16 protein-coding genes are annotated in these 20,603 nt (G+C 46.4%); 13 read left to right on the top strand and 3 right to left on the bottom strand.

Features of this window, described 5'->3' with window-relative positions; translation table 11 throughout:
* The 6 genes from SGI98_09645 to tatC form a co-directional block, all read left to right on the top strand.
* Positions 1-1,965 (top strand): glycoside hydrolase family 3 C-terminal domain-containing protein (locus SGI98_09645; protein MDZ4743665.1); only part of this gene is annotated, 1,965 nt, incomplete at its 5' end.
* A gap of 114 nt (positions 1,966-2,079) precedes the next feature.
* On the top strand, positions 2,080-5,823 hold the full coding sequence (metH, locus tag SGI98_09640) for a methionine synthase (protein ID MDZ4743664.1): 3,744 nt from the start codon (positions 2,080-2,082) through the stop codon (positions 5,821-5,823).
* A 128-nt stretch (positions 5,824-5,951) separates the two neighbouring features.
* Complete coding sequence (locus tag SGI98_09635; protein MDZ4743663.1) at positions 5,952-7,136, top strand: hypothetical protein; 1,185 nt, start codon at positions 5,952-5,954, stop codon at positions 7,134-7,136.
* A gap of 54 nt (positions 7,137-7,190) precedes the next feature.
* Complete coding sequence (locus SGI98_09630; protein ID MDZ4743662.1) at positions 7,191-7,760, top strand: OmpA family protein; 570 nt, start codon at positions 7,191-7,193, stop codon at positions 7,758-7,760.
* Between the two features lies 1 nt (position 7,761).
* The gene (gene tatA, locus SGI98_09625) at positions 7,762-7,968 is read left to right on the top strand and encodes a twin-arginine translocase TatA/TatE family subunit (GenBank protein MDZ4743661.1); all 207 of its coding nucleotides are present in this window, start codon (positions 7,762-7,764) and stop codon (positions 7,966-7,968) included.
* 87 nt (positions 7,969-8,055) lie between these two features.
* On the top strand, positions 8,056-8,820 hold the full coding sequence (gene tatC / locus SGI98_09620; protein ID MDZ4743660.1) for a twin-arginine translocase subunit TatC: 765 nt from the start codon (positions 8,056-8,058) through the stop codon (positions 8,818-8,820).
* Here the strand turns inward: tatC and SGI98_09615 are convergent.
* Positions 8,817-9,470 carry a cysteine peptidase family C39 domain-containing protein gene (locus tag SGI98_09615; protein MDZ4743659.1) on the bottom strand — a complete coding sequence of 218 codons (654 nt, stop codon included), beginning with the start codon at positions 9,468-9,470 and terminating at the stop codon, positions 8,817-8,819. The two genes, tatC and SGI98_09615, sit on opposite strands and share 4 nt — an antisense overlap.
* Before the next feature lie 81 nt (positions 9,471-9,551).
* On the opposite strand from SGI98_09615, the gene SGI98_09610 reads away from it, so the two are divergent.
* Complete coding sequence (locus SGI98_09610; protein MDZ4743658.1) at positions 9,552-10,643, top strand: HEAT repeat domain-containing protein; 1,092 nt, start codon at positions 9,552-9,554, stop codon at positions 10,641-10,643.
* Between the two features lie 124 nt (positions 10,644-10,767).
* On the opposite strand, the gene gatA is transcribed toward SGI98_09610, so the two are convergent.
* Entirely contained in the window at positions 10,768-12,213 is a 1,446-nt protein-coding gene (gatA, locus tag SGI98_09605) for an Asp-tRNA(Asn)/Glu-tRNA(Gln) amidotransferase subunit GatA (GenBank protein ID MDZ4743657.1), read from the bottom strand.
* A gap of 26 nt (positions 12,214-12,239) precedes the next feature.
* Positions 12,240-12,533 (bottom strand): Asp-tRNA(Asn)/Glu-tRNA(Gln) amidotransferase subunit GatC, encoded by a 294-nt coding sequence (gatC, locus tag SGI98_09600; protein MDZ4743656.1) that lies wholly within the window; start codon positions 12,531-12,533, stop codon positions 12,240-12,242.
* Positions 12,534-12,714: 181 nt separating this feature from the next.
* Here gatC and SGI98_09595 point away from each other — a divergent pair, with 181 nt between their 5' ends.
* The 6 genes from SGI98_09595 (at position 12,715) to SGI98_09570 (ending at position 20,600) form a co-directional block, all read left to right on the top strand.
* Positions 12,715-13,377, top strand: coding sequence for an Amuc_1102 family pilus-like protein (locus SGI98_09595; protein ID MDZ4743655.1), 663 nt, complete (start codon positions 12,715-12,717; stop codon positions 13,375-13,377).
* Positions 13,378-13,394: 17 nt separating this feature from the next.
* The gene (pilM, locus tag SGI98_09590) at positions 13,395-15,173 is read left to right on the top strand and encodes a type IV pilus assembly protein PilM (GenBank protein MDZ4743654.1); all 1,779 of its coding nucleotides are present in this window, start codon (positions 13,395-13,397) and stop codon (positions 15,171-15,173) included.
* Complete coding sequence (locus SGI98_09585; protein ID MDZ4743653.1) at positions 15,170-16,069, top strand: Amuc_1100 family pilus-like protein; 900 nt, start codon at positions 15,170-15,172, stop codon at positions 16,067-16,069. Before pilM ends, SGI98_09585 begins: the two co-directional genes overlap by 4 nt.
* Positions 16,066-17,088: an Amuc_1099 family pilus-like system protein gene (locus SGI98_09580; protein ID MDZ4743652.1), complete on the top strand. Its 1,023-nt coding sequence runs from the start codon at positions 16,066-16,068 to the stop codon at positions 17,086-17,088. The genes SGI98_09585 and SGI98_09580 overlap by 4 nt, the downstream gene beginning before the upstream one ends.
* 80 nt (positions 17,089-17,168) lie before the next feature.
* A complete protein-coding gene (locus SGI98_09575) occupies positions 17,169-19,427 on the top strand; it encodes a tetratricopeptide repeat protein (GenBank protein ID MDZ4743651.1) in 2,259 nt (752 codons plus the stop codon).
* 15 nt (positions 19,428-19,442) lie between these two features.
* The gene (locus SGI98_09570) at positions 19,443-20,600 is read left to right on the top strand and encodes a hypothetical protein (protein ID MDZ4743650.1); all 1,158 of its coding nucleotides are present in this window, start codon (positions 19,443-19,445) and stop codon (positions 20,598-20,600) included.
* Positions 20,601-20,603 lie beyond the last annotated feature (3 nt).

Genomic DNA, 20,603 nt, shown 5'->3' with positions numbered 1-20,603 from the left:
GCCCTCCATGGTCTGGCGCGCAGTGGCTCGGCGACTGTATTTCCCCAAGCCATCGCCATGGCAGCGACTTTTTCCAGGTATATGGTATTAAAAATGGGAGAGATTATAGCCCTCGAAGGCCGTGCGCGTCATCATGAGTCCGTGAGGCAGGGCGACTTTGGCACCTATAAAGGGCTGACTTTTTGGGCGCCAAATATTAATATTTTCCGGGATCCACGCTGGGGCCGCGGCCATGAGACCTATGGTGAAGACCCTTTTTTGACCGGCTCCCTCGGAGTCGCTTACGTCAAAGGTCTCCAAGGTGATGACCCCGATCACCTGAAGGTTTGTGCGACTCCGAAACATTTTGCTATTCATAGTGGGCCGGAGGCCACACGGCTGAGCTTTGATTCGGTTGTTTCCATGCGTGATATGCGGGAGACTTATTTGCCCGCATTCAAAATGTGTGTGGAAGCGGGGGCGAATTCCGTCATGAGTGCTTATAATGCGATTAATGGAGTGCCTGCGAGTGCAAATACTTTCCTGCTCAAAGACATTTTGCGTGGGGAATGGGGTTTCGACGGGGCTGTCGTCAGTGATGCCGGGGCAGGAGAGGCACTTTATAAGGAACATAAAAAATGTGCTGATTATGCCGAGGCTGCCGCAATGGAACTCAAAAACGGAGTTGATTGCCTGACTGATTGGGAGCAGGGGGTGACCCTTGCTTTTGAGCGCGGTCTCATCACTGAGTCCGAGATTGATGGAGTCCTGCGCAATTTGCTCCGGGTGAAATTTCGCCTCGGCATTTTCGATCCGGAGGGTTCAGCCCCTTTAAGTGATACACCTTATGAAATTATCGAGTGTGATGCCCACCGTCAGGCCGCCCTCGATGCCGCGCGTCAGAGTATCGTGCTCTTGCGTAACCGGGGCAATTTGCTCCCGCTGGATCGAAAGAAAATTAAATCGATTGCCGTTATCGGACCAAATGCAGATTTGCGCGATATCTTACTGGGTAACTACAATGGTACTCCGACCCGTCAGATCACCCCGCTGGAAGGCATTCTCGAAGCTGTCGAGTCAGGATGCAGAGTCTGGCATGCCCGGGGGTGTGAACACATCTCTGCACGCACCGAGGCTTGTGCCGAGGATGACGACCGTATCTCCGAGGCCCTCATCGCGGCACGACGATCCGATGTCGTCGTAATGTTCATGGGCCTCACCCCACGCATTGAAGGAGAAGCGGGAGATGCCTTTAACTCAGAAGCTGCCGGGGACAAAACGGCCATTGAATTACCCGCTGTACAAAATATTTTGATCCAAAAAGTCGCCGCCACAGGAAAGCCGGTCATTCTCGTCCTCATGAGCGGCAGTGCCCTTGCTCCCGTCTGGGCAGATGAGAATCTCCCGGCTATTCTCCAAGGATGGTATCCGGGTGCGGAAGGGGGAAAGGCCATTGCCGAGATTCTTTTTGGAGAAACGAATCCATCGGGCCGGTTGCCATTCACTTTCTACCGTTCCACAGACGATTTACCCGATTTCAGCGATTATGCCATGGATAACCGCACGTATCGTTTTTTCCGCGGTGATCCACTTTACCCTTTCGGTTACGGGCTCAGTTATGCGGAATTTACATACAATCATCTTCAAGTCTCCGTCACTCCTGAAATCGTGGCGGAAGTCACTCTTTCAAATCCAGGTTTGCGCGATGGCGACGAGGTCGTCCAAGCCTATGTCAGCGATTGTGAAAGTAATTACCCGACCCCCATCCGCCAGCTTGCCGCTTTCGAAAGAATCCATCTCAAGGCAGGGGAATCCCGGACAATCCGGCTTTTAATCGACCGGGATCAACTCCTCGTGACTGATGATGCCGGAAAACGTTTTGTTGAACCCGGCCGCTTCAAGCTCTATGTCGGTGGCTCGCAACCAGATACACGCAGTATCGAGCTGACGGGTATCAAGCCCTTGATAAAAGAGTTTGTGGTTTGATTAAGGACCGACGGTTAAAAGGGAATTTTATTTTAAGATAAAATATGTCTTGCACGAAAAAAACGGTTGCGAAGGAATTCGAAATGTCATATCATCATATCTTGATAACTTGATATGAAATACGACATCCTTACACTTAAAAATATCCTCAAAGAAAAAATCTTGGTCATCGACGGCGCGATGGGAACCATGATTCAACGTTATAAACTCGAAGAATCGGATTATCGGGGTGAACGCTTCAAGGACTGGCCTATTGATGTCAAAGGGAATAACGACCTGCTTGTCCTGACTAAGCCTGAGGTGGTGTATGAGGTTCATATGCAATACCTTGAAGCCGGTGCGAACTTGATTGAGACAAATACTTTCAGTGGGACAACAATCGCCATGCATGACTACCAAATGGAGTCCTTGGTAGCTGAGATGAATTTTGCCGCTGCACAAATTGCGCGGAAGGCCGCGGATGATTTTGTCGCAAAAAATCCTGGGAAGATTGCATTGGTCGCCGGGGCGATGGGACCGACCAACCGGACGCTTTCACTCGCGGTAAATATCGATAATCCCGCGTACCGGACACACACTTACGAGCAATTTGTCGAAGCGTACTACGAGCAGGTTAAAGCCTTGGTCGAAGGAGGTAGCGACGTGATCTTGATCGAGACGACTTTTGATACGCTCGTGCTCAAAGCTGCGATTTTTGCCGTTCAAAAATACTTTAATGACAGTGGTAAACAACTGCCGGTGATGCTCTCGGGCACGATTACCGACCGGAGTGGCCGCACCCTTTCCGGCCAGACGATCGGGGCTTTTTGGAACTCCATCAGCCACACGCCGAACCTTTTGACTGTAGGATTAAACTGTGCTCTCGGGCCTGAAGAAATGCGCCCGTATGTCGAGGAGCTCGCGCAACTTGCGCACGTCCCACTTTGTATTTATCCAAATGCCGGGTTGCCCGATCCCCTGTCAGCGACGGGGTTCCCCGAGACCCCTGAGACCATGGCTCCCATGATCGAAGAATGGCTCAAGGCCGGCTGGCTGAATATTGTCGGTGGTTGTTGTGGGACGACCCCGGATCACATTCGCGAGATCGCCAAGGTCGCTGCGAAATCCAAGCCTCGCCAATGGCCACAGCCCAATCATATCCTTTCCTTGAGCGGGCTTGAGCCCCTGAATGTCGTCAAGGAAACGAACTTCGTAAATATAGGGGAACGCTGTAACGTGACGGGTTCGCCAAAATTTTCCAAGCTCATCAAGGAAAATCAATTCGAAGCCGCCCTCGATGTCGCCCGGCAGCAAGTGGATAATGGCGCCCAGATTCTCGACATTAATATGGATGAAGGAATGATCGAGGGGGAAGCCGCGATGCGGACATTCCTTAATCTCATCGCCTCCGAGCCGCACATCTCACGTGTGCCCCTGATGATCGACAGCTCCAAATGGTCGGTGATCGAGGCAGGGCTCCAGTGTACGCAGGGCAAAGCGATTGTGAACTCCATCAGCATGAAAGAGGGCGAAGCGAAATTTATCGATCAGGCACGCCTCGTCCGCGCTTATGGGGCGGCGGTGGTCGTCATGGCTTTTGATGAAAAGGGGCAGGCTGATTCCTTTGAGCGCCGTGTCGAGATTTGCACACGCGCATACAGGCTGCTGACGGATACGGTTGGATTCCCGCCGGAAGACATTATTTTTGATCCCAATGTACTGACTGTGGCCACGGGTATCGAGGAGCATAATAATTATGCGGTGGATTTCATCCGCGCGACGCATTGGATCAAGGGCAACTTGCCCCATGCCAAAGTCAGCGGAGGGATCAGTAATATTTCATTTAGTTTCCGGGGCAATAACCACGTTCGCGAGGCGATGCATTCGGCATTCCTTTACCATGCGATCAAGGCCGGGCTAGATATGGGGATCGTGAATGCCGGGCAATTAGCCGTGTATGAGGAGGTGCCCAAAGACCTTATGGAAATGGTCGAGGATGTGCTGCTTAACCGTCGCATCGATGCCACAGAACGCCTCGTGAATTTTGCTGAAACCGTCAAAAAAACGGGAAAAGCCGAGTCGAAGGAAGACATGAGCTGGCGTGAGGGGACAGTAGAAGAAAGGCTCAAACACGCTTTGATTAAAGGCATTATTGAATTCATCGATGCCGATGTCGAGGAGGCCCGCCAGAAATATCCGAAACCACTTCTGGTCATCGAAGGCCCGCTCATGGGCGGGATGAATGTAGTGGGCGACCTTTTTGGTGAGGGAAAAATGTTCCTACCTCAAGTCGTAAAAAGTGCGCGTGTCATGAAAAAAGCCGTCGCTTACCTGATTCCTTACATGGAAGAAGAAAAACGTCTCAGCGGGGACACCCGTGCCCAGGGCAAAGTATTAATGGCCACGGTCAAAGGTGACGTCCATGATATCGGTAAAAATATTGTCGGGGTCGTCCTGCAATGTAATAATTATGAAGTGATCGACATGGGGGTCATGGTCGCCTGTGATAAAATACTCGCCCGTGCCCGGGAAGAGAAAGTCGATGTGATCGGGTTAAGCGGGCTGATCACGCCTTCACTAGATGAGATGATGCATGTCGCCCGCGAGATGGAGCGTGAAGGCTTTACCCTGCCGCTTCTGATCGGTGGGGCCACGACCAGTAAAGCACACACCGCCGTGAAAATCGCCCAGCATTATAGCAAGGAAGTCATCCATGTCCTCGATGCCTCCCGCTCCGTACCCGTGGTTTCACAGTTGCTTAATCCGGTGAACCGTGAGCGATTTGCTGCGGACCTGAAAGTCGAGCAGGCCAAAATCCGCGAGGACCATGCCCTGCGCCGTTCTGCAGCCAACCTCCTTTCTCTGGATGAATCCCGCCAGCGCGCCCCGCAAATTGCTTGGGAGCCCGAGCAAATTGCCCGGCCTGAATTCACCGGTATCCGTACGTTTGAAGATTTTGACCTCGCACAAATTGCCGAGTTTATCGATTGGTCACCCTTTTTCCATACGTGGGAACTCCGCGGTCGTTTCCCGAAAATCTTTAATGATCCAGTGATTGGAAAGGAAGCCCGGGAGCTTTACGACGATGCCCGCAAATTGCTCTCGGAAATCATCGCAAATAAATGGCTTCAAGCCCGCGCCGTGATCGGGTTCTTCCCCGCCAATAGTGTGGGAGAGACCATCGAGGTCTATACCGATGAGTCCCGCAGCAAATTGCTCACGAGTCTCCATACGCTGCGTCAGCAGATGAATAAAGGTGAAGGCAAACCCAATGAGGCTTTGGCGGATTTTATCGCGCCTAAGGCGAGCGGGCTCAAGGATTATCTGGGTGGATTTGCTGTCACGACGGGTGCCGGTCTGGATACACTCTGTGCTCGTTTCGAGAAAGACCACGACGATTACCAGTCAATCATGGCGAAGGCCTTGGCCGACCGCTTAGCCGAGGCGTTTGCAGAGCTCATGCATAAAAAAGCCCGTGAATTTTTCGGTTACGGTAAGACCGAGGGGCTTTCCAATGACGAACTCATCGAGGAGAAATACCGAGGTATCCGTCCAGCACCGGGGTATCCCGCTTGTCCGGACCATACCGAGAAGAACACTCTCTGGAGCCTGCTCGACGTGGAGAAAAATGCGGGTATTACCCTGACGGAAAGCTGCGCGATGTGGCCGGCTAGTTCGGTAAGCGGGTTATATTTTGCCCATCCCGAAAGCCATTATTTTGCGGTGGGTAAACTCGGGCGCGACCAAGTCATCGACTACGCCCTGCGTAAACAAATCTCCCAGGAGGAGGCTGAAAGGTGGCTTTCTCCTTACCTGAATTATGAACCCGCAAAAATCGCCACCCGTGATACCCGGACTAACCAAGACCTGGTGAAGTAAAAGCGTGGGAGAGGAAAAGCGTGGGAGAGGAAAAGTGGGCGATTTTTTCAGATCTGCGTGGTCGGGTTTTGGGAAGAATAAACCAGATTGCGCTTGATGTAATGGGAGAAATGCTTTTCTTGGAATGTATGATACTCAGAAACATATCATTTTTTTGTCTTTCACTGATTTTTATATCCCTACCCGTATTTGCCCAAGAACAGGCCATTACGGTCCAAGTCGCATCAAAAGCTCAGACTCCGATTACTGTTGAAACAATTACAGGTGCAGGCGGGGCGGAAGCGACTAAAGTCCTCGAGCAGGATTTACGAATCCAAGGATTTAAGATCGTGGCCGCGGGATTAGGACGTTATACGGTGAAAGGTACCTCAAGTGCCTCGGGCGTGCAAGGAGTCGTGGTGGATACTACTGGAAAGACGATTATCGACCAGTCATTTGCCGGTTCTCCCCGTGACGGTGCTCACGGTCTGGGGGATGAAATTGTGAAGGCGGAATTTGGTGTCAAAGGCATTGGGAATAGCAAGATCGCTTTTGTCACAGAGCGCGGGGGTAAAAAGGAAATTTTCTTGTCCGACTATGATGGGGCTAATGCCCGGCAAGCAACTAGTGACCAAAAGCTCAATGTGGGTCCCAGTCTTTCCCGTGACGGTAAATACTTGGTTTATACGAGCTACAAAGCTGGATTCCCTGATCTAGTCCTCCAGAGGCTTGTGGAGAAAGACCGGAAAACCGTGGCTGCCTATGCCGGGACAAATACCGGGGGAGCCATTTCTCCTGATAATTCCGAGATTGCCTTTTCAGCGAGTATTTTCGGGACACCCGAGATCGCCTTGATTCCACTCACAGGAGTGGGCAAGGATAAACCTGCCCGCGTCACAAAGACTCGGGGCACATCGTCTTCACCTACATGGTCGCCAGATGGGCAAAGGCTTTGTTATGTGTCGGATGAACGTGGCAGCGTGCAGCTCTACATCATTTCTAAAGGGGGGGGGAATTCCGAGCGTCTTTCGACAGGCTCCACTTACAGCACTCGGCCAAACTGGTCACCCGACGGAAAATTAATCGCTTTTACCACGCGCCAAGGTGGGAGATTCCAGATTGCCATCTATGACCTCGCGACAAAACAGACAAAAACGGTGACACAAGGGGATGAAAGTACAGATCCTTGTTGGTCACCAAATGGCCGTCAATTAATTTATACCCGCCACCGCGGGGGTGGCTCTGATCTTATTGTTCTTGACGTTGGTAGCGGGGAAACTTTACAAGTAGTTGGAGGATCGGGAAATGCGACGGAATCAACCTGGTCCCGATAACCTATTAAAAAACTTAAAAAACTGATTGATTCCAATATTGATTAATATATCTCCATGAAAACAATGATCGAACTTATCTATCGTTTCAAAATCCTCATTCTATGTGCTGGTGTCGCCTTCTTGGCTGGTTGTGCTTCCGAAGACCTGCAGGATCCCGGCGCAGGCGCAGGCGCGGGAAGTGCGGGGGCTAACGCAGGAGGTTGGGATTCTGCGACTGAAATGCCTGCCGACCGTACTTTTGGAGTGGGTGATAGTTTTGATCCTGACAAAAATCTCGATAAACAAACCCTTAAACTGTATAACGTGCAGTTTGGATTCGATAGCTCCACGATCGCTCCAGATCAGCGTTCGAAGCTTGAGACTGTCGCAACCTATCTGAAACAAAACGCTGATATGAATATTTATATCCTCGGGCACACGGATGAGCGCGGAACAGCCGATTATAACCGTGCCTTGGGTGAACGCCGTGCGATTGCTTGCCGTGATTATTTGATCGGTCTGGGTATCAGCGGGAAGAGGGTGGGAACATTGAGTTATGGATTTGAACGTCCTCTGGATAAAGTGAATAACGAAAAAGCTTGGGCTCTTAACCGTCGTTGTGAATTTGGTATCGTAAAGAAATAATATGATTAATCCTATTTTTGCTTTTGGTATGCCGGGTGGATATGAGTGGATCATTATTTTGGGCATTGTCATTCTTCTTTTTGGCGGGGCAAAGTTGCCTGAATTAGCCAAGGGCCTCGGGAAAGCCATTAATGAATTTAAGAAGGCTAAGGATGTGGATGATTCCGGTGCCAAATCAGACAAGAAAAATGATGAGGATAAAAAGTAGTTCCCCCTCATTGATTTTATTAAAAAAATTTACAGAAAGGCGGCTTGAATTTAACAGTTGAAGCCGCTTTTTTATTCTGCATATCAAATGGATGACGAACGGGCATTAATCGATAGTGGAGGATATAAATCATTCCTCGAACATTTGGATGATTTGCGCAAAGCGATTGTCAAAATGGTGATTGCTGTCGCCCTCGGAATCTTGATCGGGTTTATTTTTACGGATGAACTGGTGAATCTTTACTTGTATCCGCTTTCGAAAGTCAACGGATTAGGGGATCCAAAGAGTTTTTTATTGAATCTCGGGGTGGCGGATTCTTTTAATATGGTACTGAATATCGCGATGTATGGAGGGGCTGTTATTTCGGCCCCATTTATCCTGTATTTTCTCGGGGAATTCATCCTACCAGCATTGACAAAAAAAGAAAAAAAATACATTTTACCGGGGGTAGGATCAGGGATTTTTCTTTTTTTGACGGGGGTCCTTTTTGCTTACTTTTTGTTATTACCCCTGACTCTAGACTTCTTTTTTTCCCAATCCTTAAAAATGGGTTTTAAACCCAGCTGGTCCATGATGGGTTATTTCTCATTTGTATCGAATTTCCTTCTAGCCTTTGGCCTTTCATTCGAATTACCGATTGTGGTTTTGATTTTAAACCGGCTGGGAGTATTACCTGCCCGGGTGCTCAGTAAGGGCAGGCGTTATGCTTTTTTGATTATTGTTATTATCGCTGCTGCTGTGACGCCGACATCGGATGCCTTCACCCTCATGGCATTATCCCTACCGCTCTATGGTCTTTATGAGATATGTGTCTGGATCGCTCTCTTTCGGGAACGTAAGGCGGCTAATTAACGGTAATCATAGAGGCGTACACCGTAGATGAGGGTCTGGGGGTGCGCTTCATCGAGATAAACAATTTGCCCGTCGAAACGGGAACTGGGATCGCGGATGAGGTAACGTTTTTTCTCCTTGCCGATGACCACGACAAAATGGCTGACCCCATTTGGCAAGTAAATCTTGATGATCGGCGTAAGGCCTTTTTTGAGAGATTCATCAATCAGTTTGTGGTCGCCCATCCCTTCAAAAGCCTTATAAACCTTGCTGGGCTGTATCTCCGCAGCCTTTTCCCAGTAAATCCAGCCCCTGGCAGTGTAGCCCCCGTGTGTTTTTGATAAATAAGCATTTAATCTCCCTGGATCGGTATCAATGCCCATGGAGTCAAGGGTCATGGCTGCTGCCGTCACCGCACAACCTTCCGGCCCCATGCGTGAACCACTGATACCGATCTCATCGTGGTACCAAAGCGGATCATCTTGGTAGAACTGCGGGATGTCATAGATGACCCGGACGGGGAAACTTTCACCCCCCGTCGATGGAAAGGGTTTTTCGGGAGGCCTGGGAGAGAGTTTTTGATAGAGATAAAAAGAGGTGACCACCAAAACTAACAGGAAAAATGCTGAGAGGATGGAGTAATAATATATACGTCTGCGTCTCTGAAGCATGATGAAATGTATAATAAAGCATTTTCCGGGGAAAGAAAATTACACTTGTGACTATTTTTATGAATCGTTAGTGTTTTTTATATGAAGAGAAACTTGGACTTTTTATCTTTTGCGCTCGTACTCACCTTTGGGATGTTCATTTTGGGTGGTTGCTCATCCAAAGTAGAGCGCCAGACATTGGAGAGAACCAATCAACTGATAGAGGAAAAACAATTTTCCGATGCCTTATCCCTTTTGGCTGACGGATTAGAAGCTGAACCAACTAACCTCAAGCTCCAACGCCAAGTAGTCATTGTCTACTTGAATGCAAATGATCCAGGCACGGCTTACCGTGCTTACCGCAAATTGCTCGAAAAACCCCGTAAAAAGGGACAGACAGGTGAGCCTGAATACCGTGACTCCGACCCTGTGCTCATCGATGCACTTGCCAGTAAGAACCCGGTCGTCCGTAATGCAGCTGCCAAAGCCCTTTCCTCTGCCAAAGACCCCAATAGTCTCAAACCATTAGTCGCCTTGCTGAAAGATCCGGACAAAGATGTCCGCCGTGCTGCCGCCAATGCCCTTGGTGAAATCAGGGAAAAACAGGCTGTGAATGCATTGATCGAGGTCCTGGGCGATGAATCGTGGTTTGTCCGGGGAGAGGCCGCCCAATCACTCGGGAAAATTGGTGATCCCAAAGCGGCTGAAGCTTTAATCAAGCTTTTAAGTGATAAAGATTCTTATGTCCGGGAAAATGCCTCGATTTCGCTGAGGCTTTTAGGTTCAAACGAAAACAAAGCGGTTTTTCAAAAAGCCTTGTCGTCAGATGATAAATTAACTCGGATGACAGCCGCGCAAGCCCTCGCAAATCTCAAAGATTCCCAAGCCGAAGCTATTTTAATCGAGTTCACGAAAGATCCAGATGCCGATTACCGTCGTTTTGCTGTGGACGGCTTGGCGGAGATGAAATCGGGGCCGGGGCTGCCGCGTATCCGTGAAATGGCAAAAAGTGATCCTGCCCCAGAGGTACGCTATATTGCCCTTTTGGCGATCGGCCTTTATGGGGATAAAGATTCTGTAAGTCTCCTTGAGGAAATCATCAAGAATCAGAATAACGACCCCGAAGTACGCCGGGCGGCGTTTATGGCATACCGCAAGATTGCCGAGCAATATCCTGAACTGATTAAAAAGTAATCTCCTTGGCGGCATCACTCGGCTGAAATCAGGCTAGGTTTGACTGTATTTTTCGGATCATACCAGTCGTGACGAATACATCAAAGATGCTGGTTTAAACCAAAAATGAGAATCCAAAAAGCCCTTACAATTTCGGCTTTTGTCTGTGCCACGAGGTGGATTGCTCGTAAGCATCGGCGATCCGGAGCAATTTGCTTTCCTCCATCGAGTTTGCTAATAACTGTAGGCCAATGGGCAACCCGCTGCCGGTGAATCCGCAAGGAATGGAGATTCCGCAGTTACCGGCGAGGTTCACCGCGATTGTAAAGATATCAGCCAGATACATTTGAAGGGGGTCTTCTGTTTTTTCACCGGCCTTAAAGGCAGCTGTCGGAGAGGTCGGGGTGATGATGGCATCACATTGGGTAAAGGCTTGCTCAAAATCTTTCCGGATCAGTGTGCGTACTTTTTGGGCACGCAGATAGTAGGCATCATAATATCCTGAACTCAGGACATAAGTGCCCAAAATAATGCGGCGTTTGACCTCGGGGCCAAAACCTAATTCACGGGTCTTTCCATACATATCGATGATCCCATCAGACTCAGGAGAGCGTAGTCCATAACGCACCCCGTCAAAACGGGCCAGATTCGAAGAGGCTTCCGCAGTGGCGATGATATAGTAGGTGGCCACGGCATATTCCGTATGGGGTAGGTCGACTTCGACGATTTCCGCTCCGAGAGATTCATATTGTTTGACCGCGTCACGAACAGCTTTTTCGACCTCGGCATCGATCCCCGAGATAAAATATTGTTTAGGGAGCCCGATCTTGAGTCCTTTGACACCCTTGCCCAAGTCCGCTGTAAAATCTTCTTTCGGGGTATCTAATGAGGTGGAGTCCATCGGGCAATGGCCTGAAATCACATTTAAGAGGATGGCTGCATCCTGGACATCTTTAGTGATCGGGCCGATTTGATCGAGGGAAGAGGCGAATGCGACCAGTCCAAAACGGGAGACACGTCCATAAGTGGGTTTCAGGCCGACTACGCCACACAAAGATGCCGGTTGGCGGATCGATCCTCCGGTGTCAGAGCCGAGTGAACAAATAGCCTCATCGGCAGCGACAGAGGCGGCTGAACCACCGCTTGATCCACCCGGAACACGTTCAAGATCCCAAGGATTACGGGTTATTTTGAGGGCGGAATTTTCTGTGGAGGAGCCCATGGCGAATTCGTCAAGATTTGCCCGACCAAAAAACAGAGCCCCAGCCTCGCGCAATTTGCGTGTGACGGTGGCATCATAGGGTGAACGGTATGGAGCCAAGATTTTTGAACCGCAGGAGCAAGTTTCACCCAAGGCATTAATATTGTCTTTAAGTGTGACAGGAATACCAGAGAGGGGTTTTTCGGGGTCAAAAGTCGTTTGAGAGGCTTCCTTCCGGAGTTTTTCGGGGTCGAAATTCAATAAAGCCCCGACCTTGGATTCGACGGCTTCAGTGCGGGAGATTAAAGATTCGGCAATGTCTAGCGGAGCAATTTGCTTGGAAACAAGTTGCTCGTGGAGTGTGTGGAGGGGGAGGGTGGAGAGATTCATGGCTGTTTATAAAGGGGATGGGTGATTTATGATTCGACGACTTTAGGAACGGAGAAGAGTTCCCCGTTTTTTTGTGGGGCATTAAGGAGGGCTTGATTAACATCCAAAGAAGCTTTTTCCACGTCTTCCCGCCAGATATTAAAGCGCGGTACAGCATGGGCTGTAGGAATAACATGGTCGACATCGAGTTTTTTGAGATCTTCGATATACTCCAAGACTTGGGTTAATTGGCCTTGAAAACGGGAAATTTCGTCTTCACTCAGGCTCAGGCGGGCCAGATGAGCCACATATTTTACGTCGAGAGATTGATTTGCTGACATAAGCTTATGGTAAATAGCTTTTTCATGGCAAGGGGGCAAGATTAAGATTGAGATAGTCGAAAATTCATTTACGAGGAAAAAAGACCAAATTGAGCAAGTTAAAAAATCTTATTTAGTTGACCGAAGGCCTCACAATACGTAGGTTTATGTGAGTTTCTACATAGAAATAGAAAGGAAGTCCATGTCCATAAAAGCAATATTTAAAATTTTCATAATGATTTTCGTAATTCAAGGGGCCCAACTGAGCCTTATTGCACAGGATAATGAACCGATGGGTGTGGATTTTAAAATTAAGAAAGTGGAGATTAACGAGTTACCAAATAACAATGAAGGAACTCCCGGACGGCCAGCGATTACCAGTATTGATAAAAATTGGATAGAAATTTTTGTGGAATATGAGGTTCATCCAAAACGCGACACAAAACCGGCCACTCCAGCAGAAGCTTTCACACCGGAAGTTCAATTTAACTTTGTTATGGGAATAGATGATGTAACCAAACCCAAAGGAAAGGAATGGTATGACTCTTATTCATTTTTCAGCACGGAAGTGGTTTACTTGAATGTTTATGATGGTGCGCCCCACTATGCCTCTGTGTATATTCATCCGAATCTTGTTAAACGTTACGGGGGGAGTTCAGCCTTCAGGTCGAATACAAAAGCCTTTGTATATGTAGAGATTTCCGCCGGGGGAAAAAAGAAAGATGCTTATAGTACCGATAAAGCACTCTTAAAAAATATTGATTGGAAAAGTGCCATTTCCACAACCTCCGGAGTACTTTTAAAGAAGACAAAAACCCCTTGGAATGAATCTTGGTGGGGAACGTATGAAATGATTAAAGAATAAAAAGTTTATCGCTTAAAATGTCCAATACATCGATTGTTGCCATTGACATAGGCTCTTATACGCTGAAGGTAGCTGAATTTTCCCAAGATAAAGGGGGAATTTTGGTCCTTGAGAATTTCTTTTTTACGGATTTGGAACTAGATCCGTCAAAAGAAATCAATCCGCTCCCGCTCGTCCAGGATTCTTTGGCGAAAATCTTTAAGGAACGCCACATCAAACATAAAAAGATCGCTTACACGATCTCAGGGCAATCTGTTTTCCCGAAATTCATCAAGCTTCCACCCATAGATCGCCCGGAAAAACTCAAGCAAATCATCAAATACGAAGCGCAGCAGAATGTGCCTTTCCCGATTGACCAAGTTGTTTGGGATTACCAGATTATATCACCCCCTGGGAGTGTGGAATATGAAGTCGCCCTTTTTGCGGTTAAAAGCGATGTCATTGAGGAAAATTACGCGATGATGACCCATATCGGGTTGACACCCATCCTCACGGATGTGGCCCCGATGGCGACCTATAATTCATTCCGGAATAGTTACGGTCTGGCATCAGGCTGTAGTTTGATTGTCGATATCGGGGCGAGGACCACAAATCTTATTTTTATCGAAAAAGACCGTTTTTTCTGCCGTTCCATCCCGGTAGGGGGGAATAATTTGACCCAGAGTATTGCGACGGAATTCCAGGTTCCTTTCGCAGAGGCCGAGAAACTCAAAAGGAGTAAGGGATTTGTGGGGTTAGGGGGTGCCTATGAAGATCCCAAAGATCCGGATGTCGCCCGGATCAGTAAATTAATCCGCCAAGGGATGACCCGTCTCCATGCCGAGATCACACGGTCAACGAATTTCTACCGCACACAACAAGGGGGAAAATCAGCGGATCGTTTATATCTCTGTGGTGGCAGTAGTATCATGACGTACACGCCACAGTTTTTTAAAGAAAAACTCAATGTGGAGGTGGAGTACCTGAATCCCCTCAAAAATATCAAAGTATCACCCCGGATTAGTGAGGAAAATATTTCTTCCTCTGTCCATTCCCTCTCAGAATTAACCGGCTTGGCGCTCCGGCAATCAGGTCAAGGAACTGTGGAGATAAATCTGGAACCGCCTTCTATCGTTTCGCGCAGGACTGCGCGACTGCGGTTGCCCCAGTATATTGCCACGGCGACAGCGATTTTATTATCCATTTATATCGCTTGGTTTGCGATTTACCGGAAAGAAGAAAGAGTCCAGAAGAATCTGGGAGATATCAATGCTGTGGTCGATCAGTATCAATCAAACAAGGATACGATCACTAAAGAATTAAAAAAACAGGTGGAGATGGAGAATGAGATTAAAAAAATCACTGGGATCATCTCCCAAAAAGATTATTTTTCCCAGTTAGCCCGCGATATGACCGAGAGGATCCACCAGAATATGTGGGTGACGACATTTGAACCGACTAATGCGACGATTCCTTTGGGCTCACAACCTGCCAAAGATGACAAGAAACAGAAGCCTTTGAACAAAAACAAGAATGAAGCTGAAAGACAATTGGCAGCTACAGTTTACATGATTGAAGGTCTCTGCAAAGTCGACAATGAAAAAGAGATAGGACAGGGGAAATCCGATGTGGTGTACCAGTTTGTCGAAAGGCTGAAGGAATCGCCTTATTTTGTGGTTCCTGATGTGAATAAGGCGATTGTAAAGCTGGAGACTCCCAAACAAGGGGATTTTGTTTATTCATTCCAGATCCGCGTGGGAATCAAACCCGTCGAGGCTTTTTTGAATCAAAATCAAAGTGAAGTATTAAAACAGTGAAATTCAAAGATAACATCACGATTATCGTCATCACATCCGTGACATTGGTGCTCGGGTTGATCGGTTTATATTTGATCTCTTCTTCATCGGAGGGATTACAGGAAGCAGAAGGAAATATTGAGATTAAACGGGGACAACTCAATCCTCTCCTCGAGTCAAAACCATTTCCATCAGCGGAAAATATTAAATTAGTCCAAAATAGCCAAAAGGAGATTGCCTCAGCGAAACAACAATTCCTTGATTACTTTAATAATCCGGCAATTCCTAAAGATAATATCAAGCCGATTGACCTGCGTAATGAAATTGTCGAATTCCGCCAAGAAATGACCACCATGGCAAAAACAGCGGAAGTCCAAATACCCAAAGATTACGGGTTTAGTTTTGAAATGTACGGGGGCGTGTTGCCTGATGATTCAAACACGGATATCCTTTATAAACAATTAGGTGCCTTAAAAGCCCTTGTCCCGATGGTTTTGAATATTGATGGGATTGAAGAATTAAAGTCCATAGACAGGGCCGGACTACCCAATGAAAAACCCACCCAGAGCGCCCGTTCCATGAACCTGAAAATTACTGAGGATAGCGAACTGGGCCTGATGCGCCTTCCCTTTGAAGTTTCATTTGTCGGGGATATTACTTCCCTGAGAGAGTTGGTTAATCAGATGGCCAAATCAAGGAACCTTTTTGTGGTAAAGGACGTGATCGCCAAGAACCAAAATCTCAAAATTCCCACATTAAAGGACATGACCAGTGAAGAAATCGAGGAAACTCAGAAGAAGAGTTCTGCACCTCGGATCATTTTCGGCTTAGATAAAATCAATGTCACAGTTCGCTTTGAGCTTTTAATATTCAATTATCCGGGTACGGAACCCATTAAAAGCGAGGTTCAACCTTGAAAATTGATTTTAAATCAGAGAAGGCACCCGTCGCATTGGCGGCGGCCATGCTGCTGCTAATCGTGATTTGTATCATGACCTTTATGAGTTACGGGGAGTTCAGTAAAAATCTCGGACCAGTCATGGACCCTACTCAATTAAAGGGGGGAAGAGTCAGTAATTGGAATGCGGCTCCGACTGTGAAAATTTTTGAAGACTTGAAGAATCCAAAACCTTGGGTTCGTGATGACCAGATTGGCCATCAAGTTTTCGGGCCCAAAGGGCAAATAAAATATAATCCGGAGTCAGGAAAAGCCGAGTGGGTGGATCAAAAAAATGAGACGATCGACGGAATCCCGTTTTGGTGGTTAGACCAATATGCCCTTTCGAAGGTGGAGGGAGTCGGTAGTGATGATCCGGATAAGGACGGATTTACCACGTACGATGAGTATATTTGGTTTTCTAAAGTAACCGAGGGTAAGCAGGAGACCTCTCCTGTTTCAGCCGATAGTAGGCCGGATTGGGCTACAAAGCTTGTCGGGAAAGAATATATCAAAGAAGATTTTTATATTCTTTTTAAAGAATATAACGAAACAGGCGGTGTCAAAACATTCCAGGTGAACCGCTCTGACAAGGCTGGAAAGGTGAAGACCGAATTCTTGAAATTAGGGGAAAAAAGCCTGGGTGCGGATGGTGAATACTCGATTATGGCTTTTGAGAAAAAGGCTGAAAAACGGATAAATCCCTCAACGGGAGGTAACGAAATGGTGGACCTTTCTGAGCTTAAGGTCAAAAGAGACGATGGTTTGGAAATTACCTTGATATTAGGTGACCGTAAACAAGCAAGTATTATTTCGGCCATCATTGACTTCCCTTTAGCACAGAAAGATGAAAAGAACTCTTATAATGTCAAAGTAGGTGAAGTTTTTAAAATTAGGGAAAACGAATACAAAGTTATTGACATTCAATCTGATAAAGTTAGTGTTCAAAAGCAAAATGCTGAAGATCAACGGTTTGAGATAGATATCACGAAAAAATGAATATTATAGGACTAAATATGAAAGTCATGTTGAGGGTCATTTACATTTTAGGAATTTTATTTTTATTAAATTCAGTAAAAATGAATTTAATGGCGGGCACTTATGCTGGGCCCACGGGGGTTAATAAACTTTCTGCTGAGGAAGTTAAACAAAGACAAGCTGAGCTCAAACAAGCCGATCAATTAATTACTAATGGTTATCTTTACCTTAATGGGGGTGAACTCGAAAAGGCTGAAGAAGCCTTTAATGCAGCGAAATCACTCTTAGGTGATCCTTCTCCGGCAAATAGCGTAGCCTATGCCAATGTGCAGAATGGGTTGAGTTCGGTAGCCTACATGAGGGCTGTAAAAGCATCCCAAGACGGGGATCCTGAATTGGCCGTCCAGTATCTGAAGGAATCCCTCAAGTATAATCCGAATAATGCGGAAGCATTCGCGCTTTTAGGACAAGAAGAGATCAAAGCTAAAAAATTAGCTGAAAAAAGGCAATTTGACCGCGAAAATATCAATCAGGCTCTTAGTCCGGAATTTTTGGCACAATCAAAAGATGTGAGCACACTTTTTAAAAATGGTGATGCTTATTTCCAGTCCGGTCAATATGACCAAGCGATTAAAAGTTATGAGCAAATTCTTTCGATTGATAAGGATAATACAGCCGCTGCCAAACGTTTAGAAGCCGTCTATCAAAAGAAGTATAAGGCGGCAGAAGTCCTCAAGGATACGATTGATGAAAAAGCAGCTTGGGAAGTTAAAAATAAGTGGTCTCAAGATTATCGCAGAAAATCTAATTTTGCTCCCAGTGATTCCACCTATTCAGATCCCGTGTCTATGGGCACAGATATTGAGAAAAAACTCAATGATATTAAAATTCCAAATTTGAAATTTACGGATGCAAGCCTTCAATCAGCCGTAAAATATATGCAAGAACAGGCGAGAATATTAGATACAAAATCTCCCGATGGCCAAAAAGGGGTGAATTTTGTAGTGCAATTACCTCCCGATGTCCAACCCAATCCAGTAACATTGGATTTACAAAATGTTTCCCTGAGGGATGCCCTTCGTTTTATTACCACAGGAGCCAATGTTGGTTTTAGGATTGATCCTGTTGCTGTAGTGATCGTGCCCGGTGCAGGTGAAAATGAGAGTTTACAACGCCGTAAATTTAAAATTCCAGCTGGTTTTATTACTTCCGAGGTTTCGACTGGCCCTGCCACCACAGGGAATTCAGCACGGGTATCATCAGGGACAACGATTTCTCAAGGTGGCGCACGTGAAAGCCTTGAAGCCAAGGGGGTAACATTCCCCGAAGGGGCCTCAGCGAGTTTAATTAGCCCGACCACATTACTGGTAGTAAATACAACATCCAATCTGGAATTGATTGACGAACTTGTGAGAATTGGCGACGAAGAGAATTTTCAAATTCAAATTGAAGCGCGTTTTGTGGAACTCAACCAGAATGACTTAAAGGAATTAGGTTTTGACTGGATTCTGGGTAATATTGGTGTGGGTAATGGTAAAGTAACTGTCGGTGGGGCTGGTACTGTTGGTTCTGTGGGGAATTTGATCACAGGAGGTTTGAGAAATGCCAATGGTTCTGCAGCAGATGGGAGAAATTCTCTTCAAAATTCAACGATTGATTCACTTTTAGGCAATGCGTTAACCGTGGCACCTGATCCTGTTTTGGCGATTACCGGTGTGTTGACAAATCCCCAGTTCCAAGTAGTGATTCGTGCTTTACAACAGAAAAAGAATGTGGATTTGCTTTCAGCACCATCCGTAACCACAAAGAGTGGACAGCAGGCCCGTCTGGGGATCACCCGTGAGTTTATTTATCCGTCTGAATATGAAAGGCCTCAGGTGCCTACCGGTACGGGTGATTCAGTCTCAGCCGCAATCGTAACCCCCTCGACACCGACAGCCTTTGTCACACGCGAGACGGGTGTGATTCTTACCGTGACACCTTCAGTGGGTGCAAACAAGAGAACCATTGAGCTAACACTGGTCCCTGAAGTGACAGAATTTGACGGTTTTATTAACTATGGTAGTCCGATTCGTGCGGCCACCGGGGAGTTATTGACAGAAAATGTGATCAATCAACCTATTTTTAGTGTCCGTAAAGTCGAAACACAAGTCTATGTTTATGACGGGGAAACCGTAGCATTAGGTGGCCTGATCCGTGAGGATATTCAAAAAACCCATGATAAAGTGGCATTCTTAGGTGATCTCCCGGGAATCGGAAGGTTATTCCAAAACGAAACCAACCAGAGTTTGAAAAAGAATCTGACGATTTTTGTCACGGCATCATTGGTGGATCCTTCTGGACAGCCATTAAACAAATAGAATTGACATAATTCTATGAAAGTTGGAAAGTCCCTTATGCGTGTTTTTTTAATATTATTAGTCGCGTTAATTCTTACAAATCCTTTAAGCGCACAATCGACTACTCCTAGTATACCCCCTACTGCCATTACAAATTCTGCAACTACCACGTCTAATGGGGTTACTATTACAGGACAAAATTCAGGAACAAATACACCATCGTTAGTAAGTCAAGGGACTGGGAATACAAATTATTTTATTGATACTCAGAGGAGACAGATCAATGGTTTTAGTTCGTCCGGTGGTGTAGTTGTAAATACAAGAGCCGTAAATGCTAAGATAAATATGCCTCAAGCACTGACTGCGGCATATAATGTCACCTATACGACTAATTCTAATTTCAGCCAGTATTACACAAATAACTATTCTTATCCATCTACCACAAGCAGTTACACGCAAGATGGCACTAATTACACATATTATTATTCGGGATATACTTACGTTGATATTACGACGCCACCACCACTTATTTCAAATATCACATATAATTCTACCGAAACATATACAAGTGTAGACCAATATGGAAATACAAATTACAGCTACACATACCCAGGCTCTACTAACCTGAACGTCGTGAATAATGCGGCAACAACCAATACGAGCACTTCATCATTTTATGGATACACTAACACATCAATCTACTATTATAATTCATATGGTACTGATTATTATCAATATGTTTATGGAAGTTCTGATGGATATCTTCCCGCAACTGTAAGCGCGGATGTAGATGATAATGGTATTGTGTATTCTGCGGAGGTAAAAGTGGTTGTGCAGACCACATGGGATTTGGATGGTATTTCAATTGTTCTTACTGATCCAGAGGGAAATACCTATTCATTACTCCGCCCTTTTTATAGGGGTACGTCAGGGTTTGCTACTACTAGTTCTGCTTCATATACGCATTCGCTGAATTTTAAAAGTAATGCAAAACAGACAATATACTCAGTAGGAAAAATTCCAATCTTTGGTAGCTTCATACCGGATAGTTCATTATTGGCTTTGAATGTTCCCGCAAAAGGTACATGGTCAGTGACAGTGCAGGCAGGATTTGGAAGTTATACTGCAAACTTAGTATCTGTTAATATTAAATTAAATGTTATTGATAATACCTCCAATGGATTTAGATTTTAGTAT

Source organism: Verrucomicrobiota bacterium (genome assembly GCA_034440155.1).
Classification (GTDB): Bacteria; Verrucomicrobiota; Verrucomicrobiia; order JAWXBN01; family JAWXBN01; genus JAWXBN01.
This window is presented reverse-complemented; position numbering and strand designations above follow the sequence as displayed.